At 40.3% G+C, this 23970-nt stretch carries 26 protein-coding genes; 13 read left to right on the forward strand and 13 right to left on the reverse strand.

The annotated features are described in order from the left end of the window. Positions 1-50 precede the first annotated feature (50 nt). Genes rpe through trpS form a run of 3 tightly spaced genes read left to right on the forward strand, consistent with a single transcriptional unit; the run spans position 51 to position 2422 of the window. Positions 51-725 (forward strand): ribulose-phosphate 3-epimerase, encoded by a 675-nt coding sequence (gene rpe, locus AB2N10_RS13950; RefSeq protein ID WP_354622962.1) that lies wholly within the window; start codon positions 51-53, stop codon positions 723-725. Between the two features lie 5 nt (positions 726-730). Continuing rightward, the gene (locus AB2N10_RS13955) at positions 731-1402 is read left to right on the forward strand and encodes a phosphoglycolate phosphatase (RefSeq protein ID WP_354622963.1); all 672 of its coding nucleotides are present in this window, start codon (positions 731-733) and stop codon (positions 1400-1402) included. A gap of 18 nt (positions 1403-1420) precedes the next feature. Beyond that, positions 1421-2422 (forward strand): tryptophan--tRNA ligase, encoded by a 1002-nt coding sequence (gene trpS / locus AB2N10_RS13960; RefSeq protein ID WP_354622964.1) that lies wholly within the window; start codon positions 1421-1423, stop codon positions 2420-2422. A gap of 107 nt (positions 2423-2529) precedes the next feature. Here the strand turns inward: trpS and gloA are convergent, their stop codons facing one another. From gloA to plsY, 3 genes are all read right to left on the reverse strand, one after another. Then, positions 2530-2937, reverse strand: coding sequence for a lactoylglutathione lyase (gene gloA / locus AB2N10_RS13965; RefSeq protein ID WP_369433983.1), 408 nt, complete (start codon positions 2935-2937; stop codon positions 2530-2532). A gap of 86 nt (positions 2938-3023) precedes the next feature. Then, the gene (locus AB2N10_RS13970) at positions 3024-3449 is read right to left on the reverse strand and encodes a c-type cytochrome (protein ID WP_354622966.1); all 426 of its coding nucleotides are present in this window, start codon (positions 3447-3449) and stop codon (positions 3024-3026) included. 82 nt (positions 3450-3531) lie between these two features. Then, positions 3532-4128, reverse strand: a complete 597-nt coding sequence (plsY, locus tag AB2N10_RS13975; protein WP_354622967.1) for a glycerol-3-phosphate 1-O-acyltransferase PlsY — start codon at positions 4126-4128, stop codon at positions 3532-3534. Positions 4129-4234: 106 nt separating this feature from the next. Between plsY and folB the strand changes: the two genes are divergently transcribed. The 3 genes from folB to AB2N10_RS13990 are packed head-to-tail and all read left to right on the forward strand — an operon-like array spanning position 4235 to position 5908. Next, on the forward strand, positions 4235-4588 hold the full coding sequence (gene folB, locus AB2N10_RS13980; protein WP_369433984.1) for a dihydroneopterin aldolase: 354 nt from the start codon (positions 4235-4237) through the stop codon (positions 4586-4588). After that, positions 4588-5070 (forward strand): 2-amino-4-hydroxy-6-hydroxymethyldihydropteridine diphosphokinase, encoded by a 483-nt coding sequence (gene folK, locus AB2N10_RS13985; RefSeq protein WP_354622968.1) that lies wholly within the window; start codon positions 4588-4590, stop codon positions 5068-5070. The genes folB and folK overlap by 1 nt, the downstream gene beginning before the upstream one ends. A gap of 34 nt (positions 5071-5104) precedes the next feature. Continuing rightward, the gene (locus AB2N10_RS13990; protein ID WP_369433985.1) at positions 5105-5908 is read left to right on the forward strand and encodes an undecaprenyl-diphosphate phosphatase; all 804 of its coding nucleotides are present in this window, start codon (positions 5105-5107) and stop codon (positions 5906-5908) included. On the opposite strand, the gene AB2N10_RS13995 is transcribed toward AB2N10_RS13990, so the two are convergent. Next, entirely contained in the window at positions 5898-6614 is a 717-nt protein-coding gene (locus AB2N10_RS13995; RefSeq protein ID WP_354622969.1) for an ABC transporter permease, read from the reverse strand. The genes AB2N10_RS13990 and AB2N10_RS13995 overlap by 11 nt on opposite strands. Beyond that, on the reverse strand, positions 6611-7846 hold the full coding sequence (locus AB2N10_RS14000) for a multifunctional CCA addition/repair protein (protein WP_369433986.1): 1236 nt from the start codon (positions 7844-7846) through the stop codon (positions 6611-6613). Before AB2N10_RS14000 ends, AB2N10_RS13995 begins: the two co-directional genes overlap by 4 nt. 211 nt (positions 7847-8057) lie before the next feature. Here AB2N10_RS14000 and AB2N10_RS14005 point away from each other — a divergent pair, with 211 nt between their 5' ends. The 3 genes from AB2N10_RS14005 to AB2N10_RS14015 all read left to right on the forward strand — a co-directional run bounded on the left by AB2N10_RS14005 (position 8058) and on the right by AB2N10_RS14015 (position 11261). Beyond that, positions 8058-9707: an AAA family ATPase gene (locus AB2N10_RS14005; RefSeq protein ID WP_369433987.1), complete on the forward strand. Its 1650-nt coding sequence runs from the start codon at positions 8058-8060 to the stop codon at positions 9705-9707. Beyond that, positions 9707-10504 carry a general secretion pathway protein GspB gene (locus AB2N10_RS14010; RefSeq protein ID WP_354622971.1) on the forward strand — a complete coding sequence of 266 codons (798 nt, stop codon included), beginning with the start codon at positions 9707-9709 and terminating at the stop codon, positions 10502-10504. Before AB2N10_RS14005 ends, AB2N10_RS14010 begins: the two co-directional genes overlap by 1 nt. Before the next feature lie 199 nt (positions 10505-10703). Then, complete coding sequence (locus tag AB2N10_RS14015; RefSeq protein WP_354622972.1) at positions 10704-11261, forward strand: flavodoxin family protein; 558 nt, start codon at positions 10704-10706, stop codon at positions 11259-11261. Positions 11262-11503: 242 nt separating this feature from the next. Here AB2N10_RS14015 and AB2N10_RS14020 read toward each other — a convergent pair whose 3' ends face one another. The 3 genes from AB2N10_RS14020 to AB2N10_RS14030 form a co-directional block, all read right to left on the reverse strand. Continuing rightward, a complete protein-coding gene (locus AB2N10_RS14020; RefSeq protein ID WP_354622973.1) occupies positions 11504-12112 on the reverse strand; it encodes a TIGR04211 family SH3 domain-containing protein in 609 nt (202 codons plus the stop codon). Positions 12113-12276: 164 nt separating this feature from the next. Next, positions 12277-13542 carry an inorganic phosphate transporter gene (locus AB2N10_RS14025; protein ID WP_369433988.1) on the reverse strand — a complete coding sequence of 422 codons (1266 nt, stop codon included), beginning with the start codon at positions 13540-13542 and terminating at the stop codon, positions 12277-12279. 18 nt (positions 13543-13560) lie between these two features. Next, a complete protein-coding gene (locus tag AB2N10_RS14030; RefSeq protein WP_354622975.1) occupies positions 13561-14238 on the reverse strand; it encodes a TIGR00153 family protein in 678 nt (225 codons plus the stop codon). A gap of 186 nt (positions 14239-14424) precedes the next feature. Here AB2N10_RS14030 and AB2N10_RS14035 point away from each other — a divergent pair, with 186 nt between their 5' ends. From AB2N10_RS14035 to AB2N10_RS14045, 3 genes are all read left to right on the forward strand, one after another. Then, complete coding sequence (locus AB2N10_RS14035) at positions 14425-15324, forward strand: inorganic triphosphatase (protein ID WP_369433989.1); 900 nt, start codon at positions 14425-14427, stop codon at positions 15322-15324. 94 nt (positions 15325-15418) lie between these two features. After that, on the forward strand, positions 15419-15931 hold the full coding sequence (locus tag AB2N10_RS14040) for a hypothetical protein (RefSeq protein WP_369433990.1): 513 nt from the start codon (positions 15419-15421) through the stop codon (positions 15929-15931). Between the two features lie 310 nt (positions 15932-16241). Next, entirely contained in the window at positions 16242-17447 is a 1206-nt protein-coding gene (locus AB2N10_RS14045) for a methyl-accepting chemotaxis protein (RefSeq protein WP_354622977.1), read from the forward strand. 63 nt (positions 17448-17510) lie between these two features. Here the strand turns inward: AB2N10_RS14045 and AB2N10_RS14050 are convergent, their stop codons facing one another. From AB2N10_RS14050 to AB2N10_RS14065, 4 genes are all read right to left on the reverse strand, one after another. Then, positions 17511-17849 carry a hypothetical protein gene (locus AB2N10_RS14050; RefSeq protein WP_354622979.1) on the reverse strand — a complete coding sequence of 113 codons (339 nt, stop codon included), beginning with the start codon at positions 17847-17849 and terminating at the stop codon, positions 17511-17513. A 4-nt stretch (positions 17850-17853) separates the two neighbouring features. Then, the gene (locus AB2N10_RS14055) at positions 17854-18501 is read right to left on the reverse strand and encodes a hypothetical protein (RefSeq protein WP_369433991.1); all 648 of its coding nucleotides are present in this window, start codon (positions 18499-18501) and stop codon (positions 17854-17856) included. Between the two features lie 79 nt (positions 18502-18580). Further along, positions 18581-19264 (reverse strand): PspA/IM30 family protein, encoded by a 684-nt coding sequence (locus tag AB2N10_RS14060; RefSeq protein ID WP_369433992.1) that lies wholly within the window; start codon positions 19262-19264, stop codon positions 18581-18583. Between the two features lie 14 nt (positions 19265-19278). Next, positions 19279-19692, reverse strand: a complete 414-nt coding sequence (locus AB2N10_RS14065; RefSeq protein ID WP_354622983.1) for a DUF2170 family protein — start codon at positions 19690-19692, stop codon at positions 19279-19281. A gap of 229 nt (positions 19693-19921) precedes the next feature. Between AB2N10_RS14065 and glnE the strand changes: the two genes are divergently transcribed. Beyond that, positions 19922-22756: a bifunctional [glutamate--ammonia ligase]-adenylyl-L-tyrosine phosphorylase/[glutamate--ammonia-ligase] adenylyltransferase gene (glnE, locus tag AB2N10_RS14070; RefSeq protein ID WP_354622984.1), complete on the forward strand. Its 2835-nt coding sequence runs from the start codon at positions 19922-19924 to the stop codon at positions 22754-22756. A gap of 252 nt (positions 22757-23008) precedes the next feature. Here the strand turns inward: glnE and lpxL are convergent, their stop codons facing one another. Next, positions 23009-23932, reverse strand: coding sequence for an LpxL/LpxP family Kdo(2)-lipid IV(A) lauroyl/palmitoleoyl acyltransferase (gene lpxL, locus AB2N10_RS14075; RefSeq protein WP_369433993.1), 924 nt, complete (start codon positions 23930-23932; stop codon positions 23009-23011). Between the last annotated feature and the right edge of the window lie 38 nt (positions 23933-23970).

Raw genomic sequence — 23970 nt, forward strand, 5'->3', positions numbered from 1 at the left:
GCGCTTTGCTTCGGTAGAATAAGCGCTCAATTTAACACTGGAAGCTGACCATGACCGACTATTTAATTGCCCCTTCAATCCTTTCTGCTGATTTTGCCCGTTTAGGTGAAGACGTTGAAAAAGTGCTTAACGATGGTGCCGATGTAGTACATTTTGATGTAATGGATAACCATTATGTACCCAACCTAACGATTGGGCCGATGGTCTGTAAAGCACTGCGTGACTATGGCATCACTGCGCCGATTGATGTCCATTTAATGGTCAAACCTGTCGATACGATGATTGTTGAGTTTGCTAAAGCGGGGGCATCCATTATTACTTTTCATCCAGAAGCCTCCGACCATGTGGATCGCTCTCTACAATTAATTAAAGATCATGGTTGTAAAGCGGGATTAGTTTTAAATCCGGCAACCTCTTTAGAGGTGTTAACCCATGTCATGGATAAGTTAGATGTTATTTTATTAATGTCTGTTAATCCCGGATTTGGTGGGCAATCCTTTATTCCTCATACCTTAGAAAAGTTACGTCAAGTGCGTGCGTTAATTACAGCCAGTGGTCGAGATATTCGCTTACAGGTTGATGGGGGAGTGAAAGTTGATAACATCAAAGAGATTGCTGAAGCGGGGGCAGATATGTTTGTTGCAGGCTCGGCCATTTTTAATGAACCTGATTATAAAGCTGTGATTGATCAGATGCGTGCAGAATTAGCAGCTGTTCAAGGGTAGACGCCATGGCAAAAATAGCGAATATTAAACTCATCTGTTTTGATTTAGATGGCACGCTGGTCAATAGCGTGCCTGATTTGCGTTTAGCACTTAATGCAATGATGGATGATTTACAGCTTCCCCATTGCCATGATCAAGATATTAGAAACTGGGTGGGCAATGGTATTCCTAAAATGGTTGAACGCGCATTAATTCATGTCGGTAAAAATGATATTGATAGCGCTTTTTTTGACCATGCAGTCAGTTTATTTGAAAAGTATTATGCGCAGTTTATAAATAGCGCTTCTGGATTATACGATGGGGTTGCGCAAACCTTATGCGACTTAAAAAGTCGTGGCTATCAAATCGCTTTGATCACCAATAAAGGAGAAAAATTTTTACCACCTTTACTGAGTCACTTTGCGATATTGGATTACTTTGATTTGCTATTGGGGGGCGATAGCCTTAGTAAAAATAAACCTGATCCAATGCAAGTTGATTTTGCCCGTGAGAAATTACAAGCTACAAAACAACAAACCGTGATGGTCGGTGACTCGCGTAACGATATTCTGGCGGGACAAAATGCAGATGTGCAGACAATCGCATTAACATATGGGTATAACTATGGTGAACCCGTTGACCGATTGAATCCCGATTATATTATTGATCAATTTAATGAATTATTAGATCTGCTCTAAGCAGTGCAAGGAAAGAAGATGACTAAACCAATTGTACTAAGTGGCTGCCAACCCTCTGGCGCATTAACTATAGGTAATTACATGGGGGCGCTGCGTCAATGGGTAGCGATGCAAGAGAGCCATGATTGCCTTTTCTGTTTGGTTGATCTTCATGCGATTACAGTACGTCAAGATCCCTCTGCTCTGCGCCGTGCAATTTATGATGGTTTAGCGATGTATCAAGCGGTTGGTATTGATGCCAATAAAAGCACCATGTTCATTCAATCACAAGTGCCTGAGCATGCCGAGCTAGCATGGATTTTAAATTGTCATACACAAATGGGTGAATTAAATCGTATGACTCAATTTAAAGATAAATCGCAAAAAAACGTGACTAATATTAATGCCGGGTTATTTAGCTATCCCGTATTGATGGCAGCAGATATTTTGCTTTATAACCCGATTAGTATTCCCGTTGGTAGCGATCAAAAACAGCATTTAGAATTAGCCCGCGATATCGCGATCCGTTTTAATAACGCCTATGGTGATACCTTTGTGGTGCCAGAGCCAGCGATTCCAAAGTTTGGTGCGCGCATTATGAGTTTGCAAGAACCGACCAAGAAAATGTCTAAATCCGATGATAATGTGAAAAACATTATCCAATTATTAGAAGATCCAAAGCAGATAGCGAAAAAAATAAAAAGTGCGGCAACCGATTCTGATGAACAAGCACGCATCTACTTTGACACAGAAGAAAAAGCTGGTGTATCGAATTTATTAACCCTATTGTCATGCTCTACGGGTAAATCGATTGAACAGCTTGTTCCTGAATATGAAGATAAAATGTATGGTCACCTTAAAAAGGATACCGCAGAGGCGGTTGTTGAGTTATTAACTCCGATACAAGCGCGTTTTAAAGAGTTAAGAGCCGATGAACAAGCGCTACAGTCAATTGCTCGGATTGGGGCTGAAAAAGCACGTGAGCGTGCCGCAGAGACGTTAGCTAAGGTATATGACCGGGTTGGTTTCTTACCAAAATAAAATAGAAAATCTTTATCTGAAAAAGCAAAAAGCCTAACATTGAACTCGTTAGGCTTTTTGCTTTGTGGGCTAGGCTTCTTTACTTATAGCCATTGTTAAAGAAATTGCTATAAACCTAGCCCCTTACCCGCATCTTTTTTATTAATTAGTTCGATCATATAGCCATCGGGATCTTTGACAAAGGCAATGACGGTTGTGCCGCCTTTAACCGGGCCCGGTTCGCGGGTAACTTGCCCGCCCATTGCTTTGATTTTTTCGCAGGTTGCATAGATATCATCGCTTTCTATGGCAATGTGTCCATAGGCATTGCCCAGGTCATACTCTGTTGTGCCCCAGTTATAGGTTAACTCAAGTACCGTGTTATCAGTTTCATCGCCATAACCTAAAAAGGCGAGGGTGTATTTGTATTCATTGTTTTCAGATTGACGTAGTAATTTCATTTCTAAAATAGTGGTATAAAAGTCGATCGACTTTTGTAAATCACCGACACGTAACATGGTGTGTAATAAACGCATAATGACCTCATAGATTGTTGAAAAAAAGGATATAAAAAAACCACCTATCGGTGGTTTTGTAAATCGTCACAGATATTGTTAGATCATTACAGACCTTTGGTTAAGAATGCAACCGCTGAGGCCATTTCTTGATCGCTACAATTAGCACATGTGCCCCTTGGTGGCATGGCATTTAAGCCATTTATTGCATGTTTTAGTAATGTCTCTTGACCCTGTGCTATACGTGGACTCCATGCTTTTGCATCGCCTGTAATTGGGGCGCCTGCCGCTCCTGTGGCATGACAGGCGACACAATAGGTATTATAGATTTTTTCGCCGGAGCGCGGTTCTGCTGGCTCACTTGACGCTGTACTTTGTTCAGCTGTTGCTATATCACCCTGTAAATAAACATCGCCGACAGGTGCTATTCGCGCGGCTATTTCACCTTCAGATTGATTTTGTGCCAAACTTGAGAGGCTAACCAAGCTAATTGCTACAGTTAGTAGTAATGGGATGCGTCTAATTAGCTGCACAGTAAACTCCAGATTAATGTATATGTTGTAAAAATGTTAATTATAACGAGCTTACCAATAACAACCAATGTCTTTATCCACATTATTGCCTCCAGTTCACTATTTTTTTCTCTTTACCCTGTAATAAGCGTTTTATATTTCCACTATGGCGCAGAATAATTAATATTGAGAGCATGATAACCGGGATGGTGTATTCTGGTTTTATTTGCGAAACGAAAATCGGTGCTGCAATGACGGTGATGATAGCAGCTAATGAAGCATATCCTGTCACGGCAACAGATAGTAACCAAGTTAATAGTACTAAACCTGTCATATCCATACCTAAAGGTAACAAAGTACCAAGGCCGGTGGCCACCGCTTTACCCCCTTTAAATTGGAAGAAAGGAGGGAAAATGTGTCCGAGGCAAGCTGCGATGCCAATAAAGCCTATTAGTACAGGGGGGTAACCTAAAAAATAAGCAAGATAAACGGGGATGCAGCCCTTTATTAGGTCGAATAACAGCACACTAATTGCAGCTTGCGGATGGTGTAGTCGCAACATGTTGGTTGCACCTGGATTTTTTGACCCCTGTGAGCGAGGGTCGGCCCAGCCTTTAAGGCGGCAAAGTAATATTGCGCCGTTCAATCCACCTAAGAGGTAGGAGCAAAACATAAAAAATGCGGTTGTCAGGATAATCATTTGTATTTATTTCTTCTTATCAGGTAAAATACTTAGTATCCAATACTAATTAGTGACTAATAGTACGTGGATTTTTTGATTAGCGATAGCATTTTAAAGGGTGTAAATGGATATTATTTTTATTAAACAGTTAGAGGTTATTACAACAATCGGTGTGTATGACTGGGAAAAAGAGGTTCAGCAAAAGCTCTATTTTGATCTCGAAATGGCTTTTGATAATAAACCCGCCGCGGCTAGTGATGATATTAATTTAGCCCTTAATTATTTTAGTGTTTCCGAAAAGGTCAATCAGTTTGCACAAATTCACCGATTTGAATTATTAGAAACCATGGCCGAACGTGTGGCAGCACTTATCATGGCCGATTTTTCCGTGCCTTGGATTAAGTTGACTCTGCATAAACCCGGCGCTTTGCCAAAAGCACAAAGTTTAGGTGTACAAATCGAGCGTGGTATACGTTAGTGGCTGAGGTTTTTGTTGGTATTGGTTCAAGTATTAATCGAAGTGAAAATGTTCAGTTAGGCGTTGCTGCGTTACAGGCTTTATTTTCAGATGTACAGATATCTCCGGTCTATGAAAGTGAAGCCGTCGGATTTAGCGGTGCTAATTTTTATAACTTAGTCGCAAAATTTACCACTAACCTAGCTATCGTAGATGTTATAAAGCAGTTAAAAAAGATTGAATTAGCAAATGGTCGCCCTGAGTTTGCGATTAAATTTGCACCAAGAACAATAGATTTAGATTTGCTTTTATATGATCAAGAAATAGCGCCGGAATTTGATTTGCCTCGCGCAGAAATTACAAAAAATGCCTTTGTATTAAAGCCATTAGCAGATTTGGCTCCACGTCTAACAGACCCTCTCTCAGGTGAAACATACCAAAATTTATGGGCTAAGTACCCTAAAGAAAAACAAAACTTATGGAAGATTGAAGCTGGGCTTTAACTTCATTTTTTAATTTATATGGACTATCAATACTATGTCGTTACTTGAAATTGTTGTGTTGGCTTTGATTCAGGGATTAACTGAATTTTTACCTATTTCTAGCTCTGCACATCTTATCTTGCCATCACAACTGTTAGGTTGGCAAGATCAAGGGTTAGCTTTTGATTTGATCTTAAATATAGGTACCTTAGCCGCTGTTTTTATCTACTTCCGCAGTGAAGTGGTGAACATGAGTCGCGCTTGGGTTGGTTCATTGCGTGGGCAACCCAAAACCGCAGATAGTCGCCTTGCTTGGTGGATTATTTATGCCACTATTCCTGCTGCATTGGTTGGCTTTTTCGGTAAATCCTTGGTAGAAACATACCTACGCAGTGGCTATGTGATTGCTATAACGACCATCGTTTTTGGCCTGTTGCTATGGTGGGCGGACTCCCATGCTAAGCAACTTAAAGACGAGTATCAAACCGGGCTAAAGGGGGCGATTATATTTGGTCTCGCTCAAACGCTTGCTTTAATCCCGGGTACTTCTCGTTCCGGTATTACGATTACGGCGGGATTAATGCTGGGGTTAACGCGCAATGGGGCAGCCCGTTTTTCATTCTTAATGTCAATTCCCATTATCTCTATGGCTTCAGGCTATGACTTACTAAAATTTATATTATCCGATGAATATGTAGATTGGGGGGCGTTATTTTTAGGCGCCGGTATCTCTTTTATGAGTGCTATTTTATGTATTCATGCCTTTCTTATACTGCTCAATAAAGTTGGCATGCTGCCCTTTGTTATTTATCGTTTGTTACTTGGTGTGGCACTTTTTTATGTGTTATCTATGGGCTAGATATTACTCGCCTTTGTAAGAGCAGGAAGCAGGCTGATGCCATTCCTGCCGAGGCGAAAATCATACACATCACCATTATTTGGTATCTTGCAGCGATGAAAGGTGAGATACCCGATAAAATTTGCCCGGTCATCATGCCTGGTAATGACACCACTCCCACGGCAAAAAGCGCATTTACATTGGGGATAATCGACGCTTGAAAGGCCATTTTCCGTGCCTTTAAATAATCATTATCGCGTTCAAATTCAGCATAAAAGCGTTCACCGCAGAGGCTGACACTGTTCATACAGTTCGCAAAAATCATTCCGCCGAGTGGGATAATCGTTTGCGCATGATACCAAGGTTGTACCTCTAACACGCCCTGTGTGATAAGCCATAGGGTGAAACTACCCGGTAATGCAATCGATATGATGGTTGATTTTAATAGTGGTAAGCGGCGATCTTTAATGTTGCTTAATGCAATCCAACTAGAAAAAAAGACCATCATGAGTAGAATCGAAACAATCATTAAACTGTTGTTATCTGCAAAAATATAATTGAGCACATAGCCAATTAAAAGTAGCTGAACGAGCATCCGTACTAGTGCATGTATCGCTCGGCGGATATCTAATGACCATTTAAAGAGAATAAATAACACTACCGCCACGGGAATAAATGCAAAGGCAAGATTGCTCAGTGAAATAGTCTGTATTGGCTGTGTAATCATAGTGATTCGCTATGTTGTTGCTTATACTCGCTAACTGCATCAATGCGTGCTTGTCGCAATGCATTTTTGATTTCGCCACCACTTATACCCTGTTGAATGATTGCTTGCACATCGACTTTTGCTGCAACTAAAAAAGCTTGCCAAATATAGTCTGCACTTGGATAGGGTTTATCTTCGAATCCTGTTCTGCCCTTAGAGTCGGCTACGCAGCACTGTAGCATTTGTTGAAAACGATCAGCTTTACGCCACGCATCGCATTGATCCATTAGCTTGACTAAAGTTGCTGAGCGAAGCTCAAAAGCGCTATGTACTAGCGTGTGGTGTTCACTCACTAATAGCGCTAAATCACGACACTCATTGGGAACTTTTAGGCGTAAACAGAGTGCTTTTATCGTTTTCAGGCCTAGAGTGCCATGCCCTTTGTGACTCGGCCAAAGTGCTTTTGGAGTTAATGCCTTGCCAAGATCATGAACCAGGCAAGCAAAGCGAAATGGGAGGGAGTCAGATAGTTTGGCTGCTTGTTCAACGACCATTAAGGTGTGGATTCCGGTATCTATTTCAGGATGCCAACGTTTAGGGCCGGGAATACCAAATAGGCGGTCTATTTCAGGAAACAAAATTGCTAGCGCACCGCATTCACGCAGAACGTGAAAATAAATATGTGGGCTATCTGTTTGCAAAGCTTGTGCTGTCTCTAACCATACCCGTTCTGCGGTTAAGTGGCTTAATTCACCACTTTCACTGAGCTGTTGCATCAATATTAATGTTTCTTGAGCAATGCCAAAACCCAGTTTGTGAAAGCGAGCTGCAAAACGGGCAACGCGTAACACGCGCAGGGGATCTTCAGAAAATGCGGGAGATATATGGCGTAAGAGTTTATTTTTTATATCCTCGCGGCCATGGTAGGGGTCAATATATTGGCCTTGTTCAGAGAGTGCAATCGCATTAATGGTTAAATCGCGGCGTAATAAATCCTCTTCTAAGGTGACATCTTTACCCGCATAGCATTCAAATCCATTGTAACCACTTGCTACTTTGCGTTCGCTACGTGCTAAGGCGTACTCTTCTTTGCTCTTGGGGTCTAAAAAAACGGGAAAATCTTTACCTACCTGCTGATATCCTAACTGTAAAAGTTGTTCAGGGGTGCTGCCAACGACGACATAGTCACGATCTTTGATTTTAAGTTGTAATAGTTGATCTCTAACGGCTCCACCGACTAAATATACCTGCATTGTTTTTCCTCTTTACCTTTTATTTAGTTATTATACGCTCTACTACTAAAAATGGTTAATCTCCGTAGGGCAAGAAAAATAGCACCAATCTGCTTTGTTATAAAATATCGATGTAGAATCACTATACTTCTATTTTATGGCTCGCATCTCGGTACTCTTTTTCTTGCTGACTTTGCGTATATAAGCTTAATTATATTGTTTGGATTGTCTCATGTATCAAGATTTTTTTTCTTTAAACAAACAGCCTTTCTCTATCTCTCCAGATCCTGATTTCATTTTTTTAAGTGAACGTCATAAAGAGGCATTGGCGCATTTAACCTACGGGTTACAGGATAACGGTGGTTTTGTTTTACTAACGGGGGAAGTGGGGACGGGGAAAACCACGGTATGTCGAGCATTACTGCAGGATATTTCTGAAGAGACCGATATTGCCTATATTTTAAATCCTGCCTTATCGGAAATTGAACTCCTAGCGACCATTTGTGATGAATTTAAGATTGCCTATGAACTAAATCTAAAATCGTTATTTGATGCCATCAAAGCCTGGATGATGGATAATTTACGTGCAGGCCGCAGTGCCATTGTCTTAATTGATGAAGCGCAACATTTAAGTTTTTCATCCTTAGAGCAGCTACGCTTATTGACCAATATCGAGTCGAATAATAAAAAACCATTACAGGTAATTTTAATTGGACAAACTGAATTACAACAAAAATTAAAACAGACTGAATTTCGTCAATTAGCACAGAGGATAACGGCTCGTTACCACTTATTGCCACTGAATCGCCTAGAAAGTGAATATTATATTCAGCATCGTTTACATGTAGCAGGCGCACGCTCTCCTCTTTTTGATCGCAATACCATCGCTTTAATTTTTAAAATAAGCCAAGGTATCCCACGTATCATTAATTTATTATGTGATAGAAGTTTACTCTGTGCTTATAGTGAGCATGCCGCTAAGGTAACACCGAAAATGGTACGCCTTGCCGCTCATGAGATTGGGGTTGATGGGCGTCATAAATCATCATCGTTCCTATCGCAATGGGGGCGGTTTGCATTATTAACAATATTTGTCGTCATTATAATGATTCAGGGGGCCAAGCTTTATAGTGATAACCTATTTGTAGAAACTAAAAAAGTGACAATCGAGCCACTATTAGCCACTCAAGCAATTCAAGTTATAGAGGTAAGTGAGCCGCCTGCGCAAAAAACAAGCGAAGCAAAGGAGGACAGGCATGTTGCAGAGGACGGAAACTGGTTTGATAATTATCCAACACTGGACTTAACAGACAATGAATTCGCCGATGCATTAGTGACACTCTATGCTCTGTGGGGGTATCAAACCGAAGCGCAAACGGTAAATTGTGAGCTCGGGGGAAGTATCCTATTAAGCTGTTTTAGTGAATATATGTCCCTTGAACAGGTTAAACAAGCCAATTACCCAGCGATTATTAAATTAGAAAATGAAGATCAATATGCTTACGTTGTCCTCTATAAAGTTAACGACAATTACCAACTATTAATTGCAGATCAAGTCATTAACGTTTCTGCCTCTTGGTTAAGTAAATATTGGCAAGGCGAGGTGACATTGCTTTGGCAAGCGCCCTTTATACTAGAAAGTGCCTTACAGTTTGGGCAAAAAAACGCGAAGGTTGCTTGGTTGTCCTCCCAGTTAAATAGCATTGCGGGATTACCCACCCAGAATAAAGATCGCTTTGATTTATCATTGTTACAACAAGTTGTTGATTTTCAGAGGGAGCAGGGTCTCGAAGATGACGGTATCGTCGGCTCGCGAACACTGATGGCATTAATGCGATTAAATCATCCCGATTTACCTAATTTAGTAGAAGAGCGAAATTAATGTCCACTATTTCACGAGCATTACAAAAGAGCAGAGCACATCAACTACCCTATGGTACTGAATTATATAATAAAGATAATAGGCATACGAAATTAAAAAGAGCGCTTGTTGTCTCCCTACTCGTTGTACTTTGTTTACTCATCACGGTCCTTTTTTTATTAATTAAGCCACGGGATGCAAGAGTTGATGCTATACAAATTAGCCCTGAAATAGTTATTGAAAAAACAGAATCTCAGCCAGAAGTAGCAAAGAGTGTGCCGCCAAAAGATCGCAATCGAGTCGAAAAAATTACCTTTTCAGTGAAGCCGTTACCGGTAATAAAGAAAGAGCCGGAGGTGAAAGTGGTTACGGCACCATTACTGCCAGCGGTGACAGCGCCAGTCGCAGCAGCAGAGAAGGGAAGTGATCTGTTAGCTGATGATACAACACAAGAAATTGATTATGGAGATACCCCTTCAGATTTGCAGAAGCGCTTTCAAACAGCGCTGCTTATGGTCGATGAGTTGGGTAAAGTCGAGTCCAGTAACACTCCGCCTATTAATAATGATGGTAGAGATATTCACCAAATGGATAGCGAATTGCAAAGGAAAATACCACCTTTACAGTACGATTCTCATATGTATTCATCAAAGCAGCAAGATCGCTGGGTGCGTATTAATGGGGAAGATTTAAAAGAGGGGCAATTTAGCCATTCAACCAATATAGAGGTTGTGGAGATCCAACCCAATCGTACTATCTTTCGTTTTGGGCCGCGTAGTTTTAGCCTTGAATCTTTAGAAAACTGGGATGGTTTTTGAACATAGGGTTGATCTATTTTAGCGTGACCGCTGTGTTACGCTAAACAGCAGATTGTTCGATTTAAATAATACATCGCCATGTGTAAACTCATCATGCGCCATATTTTTCCTCAACAAGCTATGACCATAATATTTCAGAGCTATACTGAAAATGGTTGAATTTAACAGTTGTATCTTTTTATTTAAACAGGGGGAGTTTATGAGTAATACCGTGGTTATTTATTATTCTGGATATGGTCATACACGTCGAGTTGCAGAATATGTCGCTAAAGGTGCACAAGCACATTGCATTGAAGTTGATGCGACGGGGGAAATTACAGAGAGTGATTGGGATACTCTGAGTGATGCTGATGCCATCATCTTTGGGGCGCCTACCTATATGGGGTCGGTGCCTTGGCAATTTAAAAAATTTGCCGATAGTACATCGAAAGTATGGTTTACTCAGGGGTGGAAGGACAAAGTATTTGGTGGATTTACCAATAGTGCGAGCTTGAATGGTGATAAGCAAATTAGCTTAATTTACTTACAAACGCTCGCTTCTCAACATGGTGGTATTTGGGTGAGTTTAGGGTTGCTTCCAAGCAACAAACTAGCATCAACACGTAATGATATCAATGCGATGGGAGGATCTGCGGGGGTGTTAGTACAATCGCCATCAGACGCTGCTGAAGATGCGATACCAGAAGGCGATTTAGAGACGGCTCGTTTGTATGGTGAGCGAGTTGCAAAGGTCGCTGTAATGCTTAAAGGCAAGTAGTCTGGTGAATTCGGGTGTTTGATAAGTAATACCAATTCCGGTAAGTATGTGATCTAGATTTTGCGCAGGAAAAACAGCTTAATTCAAGGCGTAATTTGACGTAAATGGTTATTCCCTTTGCGAAAATTACAACGCAGCAGTAAGTTGTTTTAACCAGTAAAATAGATCAGCTATTTATCGGAATTGGTATAATTATTATATTACGGCAGGCGCTGTTAATTAGACAACGCCTGACGCCATTATTACCAATTATTGTTGCGTTTTTTACGACGAGGTAAAAACGGAATAATTAAGCCGATTAATAAGCCGAAAAAGAGTACGCTGCCACCATACATCATCCACTCCATCTTAATGCGCTCATCTTTAGTGTCTTGTAGTAAATCAAGTTCTAAGTTACGCGCTTTTAACTCATCGATAGTTTGTAAGAGAGTTTGTTTCTCATCCATTAAGTTAGCAATTAATTCCTCTTTTTCGTTAAGAGATTGCACCGTATTTTGCATTTCTTGCTCATTTTCTTGCGCGATATTGGCTAATTTCTGCTGCGCTTGTTGTAGCTCAAGTTGCACTTTAGGCAATAAAACCTTTGCTGGTTGTGTTTCTTGTAACTCTCGATTTTGTACCCAAGAGGTCTTGCCATTTGCCTTTTTTATCTGCATAAATTTGGTTTTTTCATCATACTGCAGCGTTTCAACGGGGGTGCCAACATTAAGCGTGCCAATAATGCGATATTGTAAACTAGGGCCTGAGTGTTCGTAGATAGAAACATCGTCACTAACATAGCGGGTTGCCGCAAATAGGTTCATGGATAGGGAGAGCGGGAGTATTACAGTGAGATATTTAAATATTTTCAAGGCGGTACCTATTAGCTAAATGAGCAGAAACCTTATTCTAAAAGTAATTGTGTCCGAGGAGAAGCCTTAGATGTAAAAAAGAGAGCGAATGCTCTCTTTTATTTTTATGTAACGTGATTTTTAGTTAAAAATCGCTTTTCTCATCTCGCCGAGTTAGGTGATTTTTAGTTAAAAATCGCCTGTATCATATAGAAGAATACAATAGATAAAGCCGCCCCAATAGGTAGGGTAACAATCCATGAGATAACGATATTACGTACGACACCTAGATTAAGTGCAGCAATACCACGAGCCATACCTACGCCTAATACCGCTCCAACCAAGGTTTGCGTGGTGGAAATTGGTAGTCCTGTACCAGAGGCAATAACAACGGTTGATGCAGCAGCAAGCTCAGCAGCAAAACCACGGCTTGGTGTAAGGTGGGTGATACCTTGACCAATGGTTGCCATTACGCGTTTACCGAAGATTGCTAAGCCTAACACGATACCGATACCGCCTAATGGTAGGATCCATGGTGCTAAGACAGCCTTACCCACGATTATGCCATCCTGTTGAACAATGCTTGCTACTGCCGCTAGAGGACCTATTGCATTGGCCACGTCATTAGAACCATGTGCAAATGCCATTGCACAGGCTGTTACTATCATTAATACAGCAAAGATTTTTTCAACATTTGCAAAGTGCATGTCTTTATCTGCATTGGGATCTATTTTTACACGATTAACAAAGTATTTTCCGATCACAGCCACTGCGCATCCCATGCCTAATGCCAGTAGGAAGCCTTGGCCATTTGAAAGGTGTAAGCCAACATGCTTAAGTCCTTTCATGATAGTAACTAATGAAAGGATGAACCCTGCTAAAAACATATAAAGCGGTACATAACGTTTAGCATTTTTAATAGGATCACTGGTATCAAAGATCAATCGTTGTGAGCTCATAAAAATAAAGTAGGCAATAAGCCCAGATATTAAAGGGGTAATAATCCAGCTACCGACAATACCTGTTACTTTACTCCAAGTCACACTATCAACACCTACACCAACGGCTGAGAAGCCGATGATAGCACCGATGATAGAATGTGTTGTTGAGACAGGCCAACCAAAGTAAGAGGCGATAACTAGCCATAAGCCGGCCGCTAATAAGGCTGCGATCATACCAAAGACTAATAGTTCAGGGCTGTCGGTATAGAAGCCTGCATCAATGATACCATTACGGATCGTTGATGTTACTTCTCCTCCCGCCAAATAGGCGCCAGCAAATTCAAAAATCATTGCAATAATGATTGCTTGTTTAATAGTTAATGCTTTTGAACCAACAGAAGTTCCCATTGCATTAGCGACATCATTGGCGCCAATGCCCCAGGCCATCAAAAAACCAACAACTGCTGCAAATATAACCAGTATGCTGCCGTAAGACGATATAATTTCCATGGTGAATCCTTAAATTTTCTAGCGAATCAGGATAAGTTCAAGTTGTGTGCCAATTAATTCTGAATGATCTGCTAGTTGTCCTACCCATTCTAGAATTTGATAAAGAAACATAATATCAACGGCATTGTGGTGCTGCTCTACGACTAATAACCCTTTACGAAGTTTTATTTGTAAGGTATCAGTATCATCTTCAATTGCTGCTAGCTCAGAGATCATTTTTGTTACTACATCAACTTCGCGTCCTCTGAAACCTGTTTCCAGCAATTCATCGAGTTCATTGATGGCTTTATTGGCTTGTAGGACGGCATCGATACAGCGTTGTACATAGGCGATAAAGTCTACTTTTATTTCAGCCGGCAATTGTAATTGACGACCAACGACTCGGCCTGCAATATCTTTTGCTGTATTGGCTATTTTATCTTGGCGATTAACAAGCTCAATAAAATCAGCACGCGAGATAGGCATAAATAAGCCCTTCGGTAGTGTTAAACGTAACTCACGTTTTAGCACATCTGCTTCTTTTTCCAACTTGGAAATTTCTTTTCTAATTTTTTCAGCTTCAACCCAATCTTGTTGATGGCTGGCTTTAAAGAAAGGAATTAGCAACTGGCTACATTCTGCTACTTTATCGATATGCAGCTGAATAGGCTTGATTGGAGATTTTGCAAATACCCCAAATATAGAGTTAACTGGCATAATTGATCCTATTTTTAAGTTTGACGATCATTTTTATAAATACATAGCATAGTAAATATCCGGCGCATGTTAACGTTCTTTTCCATACAATTGAACTTGAATTTTGTATAATTGCTAATTTTTTACGATATTATTACTATATTCAGTATCCCGCATCTTCGATTAAAAGGTAATTTGGTAAATATTATGGAAACAGAAATAGAGATAAAATTTCTTTTTAGTGCTGATTTTGAACAGGAATTGTTTAATACCATCAAATCACAGCAGGTTATCTCCACAAAAGAGCAGCTTTTGCATAATGTTTATTTTGATACAAGTGATCGTTCTTTGAGAAAGATGGATATGGGGTTGCGTGTACGGAGTTGTGATAATCGCTCAGTACAAACTATCAAAACCTCTGGGCGTGTTATTGGCGGGCTACATCAACGGCCAGAATATAATGAGCCAATTGAAGGTGGACGCCCTGAATTGGCGCGCTTTAATAGTAAGATATGGCCAGATGAGTGCGACATTAAAGCACTTGAAAATGAGTTGGTGCCTATTTTCAGCACGGACTTTACACGACAAACATGGTTACTCGAGATGAGTGAAGCGACCTTAATCGAAGTGGCCTATGATCGTGGTTTTATCGAAGCGAAACAAGATAAAAAAGATATTTGTGAAATAGAACTTGAACTTATCAAGGGCGATGAAAAACAACTATTTATACTCGCAGAGCAAATTGCACTATTGCCACAGGTACGTTTAAGTAACGTTAGCAAGGCGCAGCGTGGCTATATGCTTGGTGATCAAACGGAATTTGTTGTAAAACCGTTGCTTGAGTCTCCGCTTTTACCATCAATGTCTATCGCACAAGCGTTGATGACGAACATACAACATGGCCTACGACACATCCAATACCATGAAAATTGCTACTTAGAATCATACCAAGATGCGGCATTAAATGAATTGGTCGTGGGGATTAAATTTGTGCATCAAAATTTATCTTTATTCAAAGACCATTCGCCAATGCTTTTAAAAGCGCCATGGATTGAAGGATTACATTGGCTAGCGCGTTCATTCTCTTGGCTTGAAACTCCACTCTGACAATCAAAATTTATTAAATAATAAAGGATACTATTTACGTAAAATAACCAAGTATAAAAAATTACTTAAGCAGATAGAGCAGCAGGATAACAGCTTGCCAAGTCAAGAGAGTATTTGTGCACTGTTGCACTCTTCTCGTTACTGCCAGTTTGTTTTATCGCTCACCCAATGGCTTATACAGCTCGAGAAAAATACCTTTGCGAGCGAAAAAAGCCACGAAATAAAGGAGTTTGCCTGTCAGCGGTTAAGTGAAGTATGGCAATCATTTCGAGAAGTTTTGCAGAATCATGGAGATAACCAATTGCTTGCCTATCAAGGCTTGCTTGAAGGTAATCTATTAATGGGATTAAGTGTCGCTAATTTGTTTTCTCACGATGACTATTTTAATTTTTATGCGCCGTGGTTAGATATTAAACAAGGGTTAAAAGAGTTATCCATGATTAAAATTGTCGATGATTTTGCCGAGATAGAAACAGATAAAGCACGTCAGCTAGACTATTTTAGGTGGATAAAACGCAAGCAAGAGTCATTATCCCACGCGCTTGAGCAATCAAAACAACAAGCCTTATTAAAAGAGAGTTTTTGGAATGAAAAACTGAGTGATTAAAATAATTAGTATCTTTATTTTATCAATACAGAGAAAGCTTTCATTTTTAGATCACAGTTTGTTATTAATTATCTGTGTATAGCAGTAGCTGAGTCGTTATACTCGATGGTTACTGTTAGCCTATTTATTACTTCAGGTGCAAAGTTAGCAAGAAAAAGAGTGCTGAAATGCTAGGCATAAAATAGAAGTATAGATAATTGAACTCCCCCTACTTAACTAACGCCAGGCAACATAGCTTGAGATAAGATGGGGATCTCCTATGGTCTTAATGGTGAAAATATCCGGTCCCTCTTATAATATAGGTAGCTACATGTCGCGATTAAAATGCAATAAATTCGATGAAAAATTAGTTAGTTTATCAATGAATAAAAAATGGGCGTTTATCGCTGGCATAGGCCTTTTGTTATTTCTTGCTAAGCTAGTTATCGTCAACCTTTTTTCATCTGATATCGCATCAGCGCAAAGTAATCAATACTATTTATTTGCAGACTTCATCTCTGTCGCACTTTTTTTGGCTTTCATCTATTGGTTTATGTTAGCCACGAAAAAAAACATACTGTCTGTCAGGGATGGTCTTGAGCAAGCTTTTGTGCAGGGTGATGTTGTTGAATATTGCGCATCGACCAGAAAAGACGAGTTAGGGCTGTTGCTTAATGTGGTTGGAGACAAAGCGGGCAATATGCAGAAACACGCGCACTCACAAAAGAAAAGCACCCAAGAATTGATCGCGATTACGGAAAGTTTGTCGACTTGTATGGAAATTATTACCGATTCAATGGACGAGGAATTTGCTCAAATTGCGCAGTTGGCAACCGCCATGAATGAAATGACCGCGACAGTCACTGAAGTGGCGAATAATACCGATAGCGCATCCTCATCGACAGCAGAGGCTTCCGAAGTGGCCCAAGAGGGAAGCCAGTTTGTTGATGCGACAATTGCGACGATCAATTCCTTATCAAATAATATTGGTGCATCAGCGGATGCCGTTAACAATGTTGAGCTAAAAGTCGATGGCATTGGTAGTGTCGTAGACACTATCCGCAGTATTTCTGAGCAAACTAATTTACTTGCTTTAAATGCGGCAATCGAGGCTGCTCGCGCAGGGGAAGCTGGACGTGGTTTTGCCGTTGTTGCCGATGAAGTGAGAAATCTGGCAAAACGTACTCAAGATGCAACGGTGCAAATTCAAGGGATGATCGAACAGCTACAAAATAGTGCTCAAGATGCCGTTGGGCTGATGGGTAAAAGTGTTCATGAAGCGGATGTCGGTGTTGATCAAGTGACTAAAGCGGGTCAGAAATTGGCCGGGATTGTTGAAAAAATTGCCCATATTTCTGATATGAATTATCAAATATCATCGGCAGCAGCTGAACAAACCGTCGTTGCGGGCGATATCAATAAAAATCTAGATGAAGTTAAAGAGATTGTTGAAGGCTCTGTGACTGTGCTAAAAGAGGTCTCTGAATTAGCGGAGATGATCGGTAAAAATATCGTTGATTTAAATGCTAACCAGTAGATAGTTAATTTATTATTCCCGTCACCAAGCATGATAAAACTTGAGTGGTGACGGTTTTTTCAATTAACCTTTATGTAAATTGCTGCTTAAGGCAAATTGTGTTAATTCATCAATAACATGTTTTTTTATTTCTAATTGTTGATCGGCTGCAATGTTATAACGTTCGCCAAGCTGTTGATAATCTTCATTACTCAGGCTAACGGTTAAACGTGGGCGTTTAGGCTTTGTATGAGTCGGCAAATCTAACAAGTAACGTATCTGTTCCGATGGGCTAATGCCTTTATCAAGCGCACTGCGTCGTATGCTGTATTGGAGCTTTGCATCCATATCAAAGGCTATCTGTACCGCTTTAACTACTTTTGCAGATTGTTGCCACTTTTTCGGTAATTCTTTTTTATTCATTGAATTACTCTCCTTTTATCCATAATTCAGCAATGTCATTTGCTGGCCTTAAAAACGATAGATAAACATCGGTATCGCCATTTTCAAAGATATATATCTCGACCATGCGTTTCCCATGTGCGCCTTCTAATGAATAGTACTCAAATTCGCGCCCATGCTCCTCTTCGTTATGCTGAGGTGGTTTTTGACCGCGGTAATCTTTTCTATGCTTGTAGCCAGTGATCATAAAGTTTTGTTGGATATAGTTATCTGCAACCATATCGGCATAGTGATGATCATTTGTTAGTGGCATCAGGTTGACATTGCCAGGCTCTTCAAATATCTCAGCAAAGGTTTCGAGATCGAATAAGTTTTGGACTTCGTCACGGGTGAGTAATAAGCTTACTTTTATTAATTTTTGCGGATTATCAGGAAAGCTGACATAGACCAACTCTTCAGCACTGCCTTGCGCTATTATCTGTGCATAATGATCATATTTAAACTCGATGGTATGACAGTCGATAACTTGAAATTGTTGTTTGCGCATTATTTGTGGGAGTGCGAAGCTGTCACCAAAGGTAAATATATCATGGGTTTGCAGTTCATTCGGGACTGTTAACGTGCGTGTTGGTAGCGGCTGTTTTTTGGCGAATAAAGATTTAAAAAAACTCATTATTATTCCCTATTTATAAAAAATGAAAACACGGTAGAAAAGTAATTCTACCGTGTTTTTGTTATGCAACTATCATTTTTTATTTCGCTTTTAGGCGATCTAGAATCGATTGTGCATTCGATTGTTGTGCACCGATACCGGCTTCTTTTAATTTATTTTGTAGTGATGTATCGGTGTTTTCACTAGCAAGTTGCTCTGCCGCTTTTAATTTATCATCATAAAGCGCTTGTTTTTCTTTAATGCGCTCTAAGGAATCCTTTGCACTGAGCAGTTTCGAGTTGCTCGCTGTAAAGTTATCGGTAATGGCTGATGTTGCTTTTTGAACGCTCTCAGTGGTTTTAACCATGCTCAGTTGGCGTTTATAATCCGCTAGTTGGCGCTCACTTTTTCTAATTAACTCTTTTAATCTATCTGCATTTTTAAGATAACTTTCATTGGCCTGATGCTGTTCAGCGACACGATTTTCGAGTTCGGCAATTTTTTCGGCTACTTCAATGGCTAACGCTTCATTGCCTTTATTAAGTGCTTGTACTGCATAGCCTTCATGCTCTTTAACGCTTGCTTCTAACTGAGTTAGTTCACGTGCTGCTTGCATCTGTTTAGCCATTACTTCAGTTAAATCACGTTTAGCAATGGTGATATGTTTTTCAGAATCACGGATCTCTTGTTCAAAAATACGTGTTGAGTTGGCATCAATAATTGCTTCGCCCGCTTCACGTGCTCCACCACGTACGGCGGTGATGATTTTTTTAAATATACTCATAATAAACTCCAATATTAAACTAAGTAATTACCCATTTCGGCAATGACTTCAAGGCTGTTATCACTTAACGTGATTATCTCTAACTCAATATCTTCTATGCTTGAGTTTATTGATAGGGCACCAAATACCACATATTTATCTTCGACCTTGGCAAATGCTGAAAGTGGCATAGGAATGTTCATTTCTAACATCGTTTCCATCATTTCGGCCTTAAGGCCTTGCTTGACCTCTTCTTCGCCCCATAGGTAAGCGATGCAGAGGATCTGGTTATCACTGATGGAGATAAAAATTGGGATCTCTTCACGACCTACGATTTCAACTTGTAGTACATCAATTTCACCATTTATCGGTGTGCAATCAAAACAGAAACCTGTTTCAGTATTACCTTCTAGTTGATTCAAGTAGGTAGCTATTTTGTGAATATTCATAATACTCCTTAATTGCAATAGACATTTAATGTCATCGTCTTAGTTAATTTAGTTGTCTTGTCATTATATGTCAAGGTTTATTGTGTTTATTTTTTATCCATATTTTACTATTCGTAATATTGTAGATAAGGCTCTACTATTCAAGCAATAAATTCCAATTTTAGATGACCATTTTTCGTACAACTGATAAATTATTTCTTTTATCTTAATAATCAATAGGTAACTCTATATGTCTTTGTTAAATGATCATGCTTTACGACAGTTTGAAAACCTCCAACAACAGGTTGATTTATCATTTATCACGGCATCACAAAAGAGTGAATTAATAGCTGTATTGGGTTTAAGTGATTTTATTAGTGATGCTTTATGTAAGCAGCCCTTGCTAATCTCATCGCTATTTTCTAGTGATATATTGCAATCATCTCAGCGTACTCAAATAATCCTTCAGGATCTACAGCAACAGTTATTAAGCGTTACCGATGAAATGGAATTACATCGTGTATTACGTCTATTTCGCCGTAAACATATGCTTATTATTGCTTGGCGAGAGTTGCTTGGTAAAGCGAGTTTAGAGGAAAGTTTTGAGCATCTATCGTTTTTGGCTGATCAATTGATTCTGCAAACGATGCAGTGGTTATACGTAAAGCAGTGTAATGAGTTGGGCACACCGAAGAGTAAAGCGGGTGTTTCTCAACCGTTATATATTTTCGCAATGGGTAAATTAGGCGGCCAGGAGTTAAATTTTTCTTCCGATATAGACCTGATTTTTGCTTATCCTGAGCGTGGTCAAACAGAGGGGGGGCGTCGACATATTGATAACCAAACCTTCTTTATCAAATTATCACAGCGCATTATTGCCGCTTTGCATCAAATTACCGTGGATGGCTTTGTCTATCGCGTTGATATGCGTTTACGTCCGTTTGGTGACTCTGGCCCGATAGTGAGCCACTTTGCTGCACTTGAAGATTATTACCAAAGCCATGGACGTGAATGGGAGCGTTATGCAATGGTTAAAGCTCGTATTTTGGGGGAGTCTGGGCATTATAAAGATGAGTTAGAAGCGATGCTGAAACCTTTTGTTTATCGCCGATATATCGATTTTAGTGCGATTGAATCTCTGCGTAAAATGAAAGCGATGATTAGCGCAGAAGTTCGGCGCAAAGGGTTAAAGGATAATATTAAGTTAGGCATGGGGGGGATCCGAGAGGTAGAGTTTGTTGCACAGGCTTTTCAGCTAATCCGAGGTGGAAGAGTGCTGCAATTACAGTGCAAAGGGTTACAGCAAACGCTAATTACTTTATCTGCAATTGGTGAGCTGCCTAAACAGAGGGCGCAAAATTTATTAGTGTCATACCAATTTTTACGACGTGTGGAAAATATATTACAGCAGATTGCGGATAAGCAGACGCAAACATTGCCCGATAATGCGTTGGATAAATTACGCTTAATGTCGGTGTTAGGCTTTGCTAGTTGGGATGATTTTAAGCTGCATTTGCAACGTATGATGGACAATGTTCACGAGGAGTTCAATTGGATCATTGGTGACAACGAAAAGAAAGAGAGCGATGACCATGGCGCTGCGCTGTGGGATCTTACTTTTAGCTTACAAGATACCCTTAATTTATTACAAGAAAAAGGGTTGCAAGCCCCATTACTTGGTGATTATGCACTGCAATTGATGAGCTTTAAAGAGGAGATACATAAGCGACCAATTGGCACTCGCGGTCAAGAAACCTTAGAGAAACTGCTGCCTAAAATAGTGGACAAAGTGGCCACATTTGCCGACCCCGTTGCGTTAATTGAGCGTCTGCGTGTACTACTTTTGCAAATCATGCGTCGTACAGCCTATTTGGAGCTCTTAAATGAGAATGAAGGGGCGTTGAATCAATTACTTAAATTATGCAGTGCCAGCCCGCTTTTGAGTGAGCAGTTGGCACGTTACCCTATCTTATTAGATGAGTTATTAGATCCTGCTGAGCTTTATAACCCAACACCGCTGACTGATTATAAACGTGATTTACAGCAATTTATGCTACGTATTCCTGAGGAGGATATGGAGCAACAGATGGAGGCGCTGCGTCAGTTTAAACAGATCCAGCTACTGTATATCACCGCTGCTGATATAGTCGGTGCCATTGAATTACCTCAAGTTAGCGACCATCTTACCTATTTAAGCGAGGCCTTGTTAGATCATGTCGTCCGCTTAGCGTGGACGCAGTTGGTGGAAAAATATGGTCTACCAAGTAATGTGCAAGGGTCTCAGAGAAGGGGATTTGCCGTTATCGGCTATGGCAAGATGGGCGGATATGAATTGGGGTATGGCTCTGATTTAGATCTGATTTTTTTACATGAAAATAATATTGCAGGCCACACAATGGGGCCACGTTGTATTGATAACCAACTATTTTATTTACGTTTCGGACAGCGCATTATTCATTTATTCAGCACCCGTACTAACTCGGGTATTTTATATGAAATAGATATGCGCTTACGCCCGTCAGGTGAATCTGGGCCATTAGTGGTCAGCATCGATGCTTACAAAAAATATTTAGAAAATGATGCTTGGACATGGGAGCATCAAGCGTTAGTTCGCTCACGGGCTGTTTTTGGTGATGACGATATTGTGCAAGAGTTTAAGCTGATCCGAGAAGCGATATTAATATTGCCGCGGCAAAGTCAACAGTTGGCAAATGATATCACTGAGATGCGTGATAAAATGCGTAATCACTTACATCGCGCAAAGCAAGGGGAGTTTGATCTTAAACAGTCCCTTGGCGGGATGGTCGATATTGAATTTATTGCCCAATATTTAGTGTTGGTTAATGCCTACGCCCATCCGCAAGCCCTCTGTCAGTGGTCTGATAACTTACGAATTTTCGCTAGCTGTAAAGCGCTTGGGTTATTAAGCGCCGCAGATGAAAAGGCATTGATCACAGCCTACTGTGACATCCGTGATAGTGCTCATCGACTGACACTGAATAAACAAAGTCGTATCGTTAGTGATACGCTGTTTAAAGAGGATAGGCAGGCGGTTCAGCGAATCTGGAATAATTTATTTGATTAATATATCCATGTCACCTCAATATGCTTTGTCAGGCGCTAGCTTGGATACCAGAGCAAGGCGTAACATGAGGTAATTGTTATTCACTTTTTGAGTGTTACAAAGCAGGGCTGGTTTTCGAGCTAGCGCCCCGTAGGGCAAGAAAAATAGCACCTATCTGCTTTGTTATAAAATATCGATGTAGAATCACTATACTTCTATTTTATGCCTCGCATCTCGGTGCTCTTTTTCTTGCTGACTTTGCATCTTGAAGTATCATGGGTATAAAGAGGGTTCACCCTCTGGACGCGTTTTAAAACGGCGATGCATCCACATATATTGTTCATCGGCTTCACCAATCATCATCTCTATTTGTTGATTGGTTGTTTTGGCATCGGCCTGTAAATCTTTGCTTGGAAAGTTTTCAAGTGCAGGATAAAAAACCAACTCATAGCCAGCGGTTCCCGGTAAACGTCTTAAAAAAGCAGGAATAACACAGCTGTTTTTTACCCGAGCAAGGGTGCTTGTTCCGGCAACCGTGTTAGCGTTTTCTACGTTAAAAAAGGGTGCAAAAACACTGCTTTTATGGCGACCATAATCATGGTCTGGGGCATACCAGAGAGATTCACCTTCTTTAAGTATGCGTATCATTCCTTTTAAATCCTTGCGATCTACCATGCCTTTTTGATTGCGCATTCTCCCCCAATGAAAATAGTAATCTAAAACGGGGTTTGAGTGCTTACGATATACGGCAAAGGTAGGATTGGTTAGCCCTAAGCCACGCCCACCCATCTCTAAGGTTAAAAAATGTGCACCTAAAAATATAATGCCTTTGCCATTTTGTTTGGCTTGTTGTAGATGTTCTAGTCCGCGTACTTTGAGGATGCTGCGGATACGCCAGCTTGGCCAAAACCATGCCATTGCCATTTCAAATAGCGCAATGCCTGCATTTTCAAAGTTATGCATCACTTTCTGTTCAACTTCTAAGGTGGAAAGATCAGGAAAGCATAATTCGATGTTGCGATGGGCAATTCGGCGTCGGCTCTTGGCAATATAATAGCCACAACGACCCAGTAGCTTGCCCATCAGTAGTAAGAGAGAAAAAGGCAGTAACGAGCTTAAAAATAGTGCCAAAATACCCATCCAAGTTAACCAGTAACGAGGGTGGCAGTAGCGTATTTTTAGTTTATTTGCATTCATAATCACTTTATCTTTTCTATAAGAGTCAAATATTCTAA

It is taken from the genome of Psychromonas sp. MME1 (genome assembly GCF_041080865.1).
GTDB lineage: Bacteria > Pseudomonadota > Gammaproteobacteria > Enterobacterales > Psychromonadaceae > Psychromonas.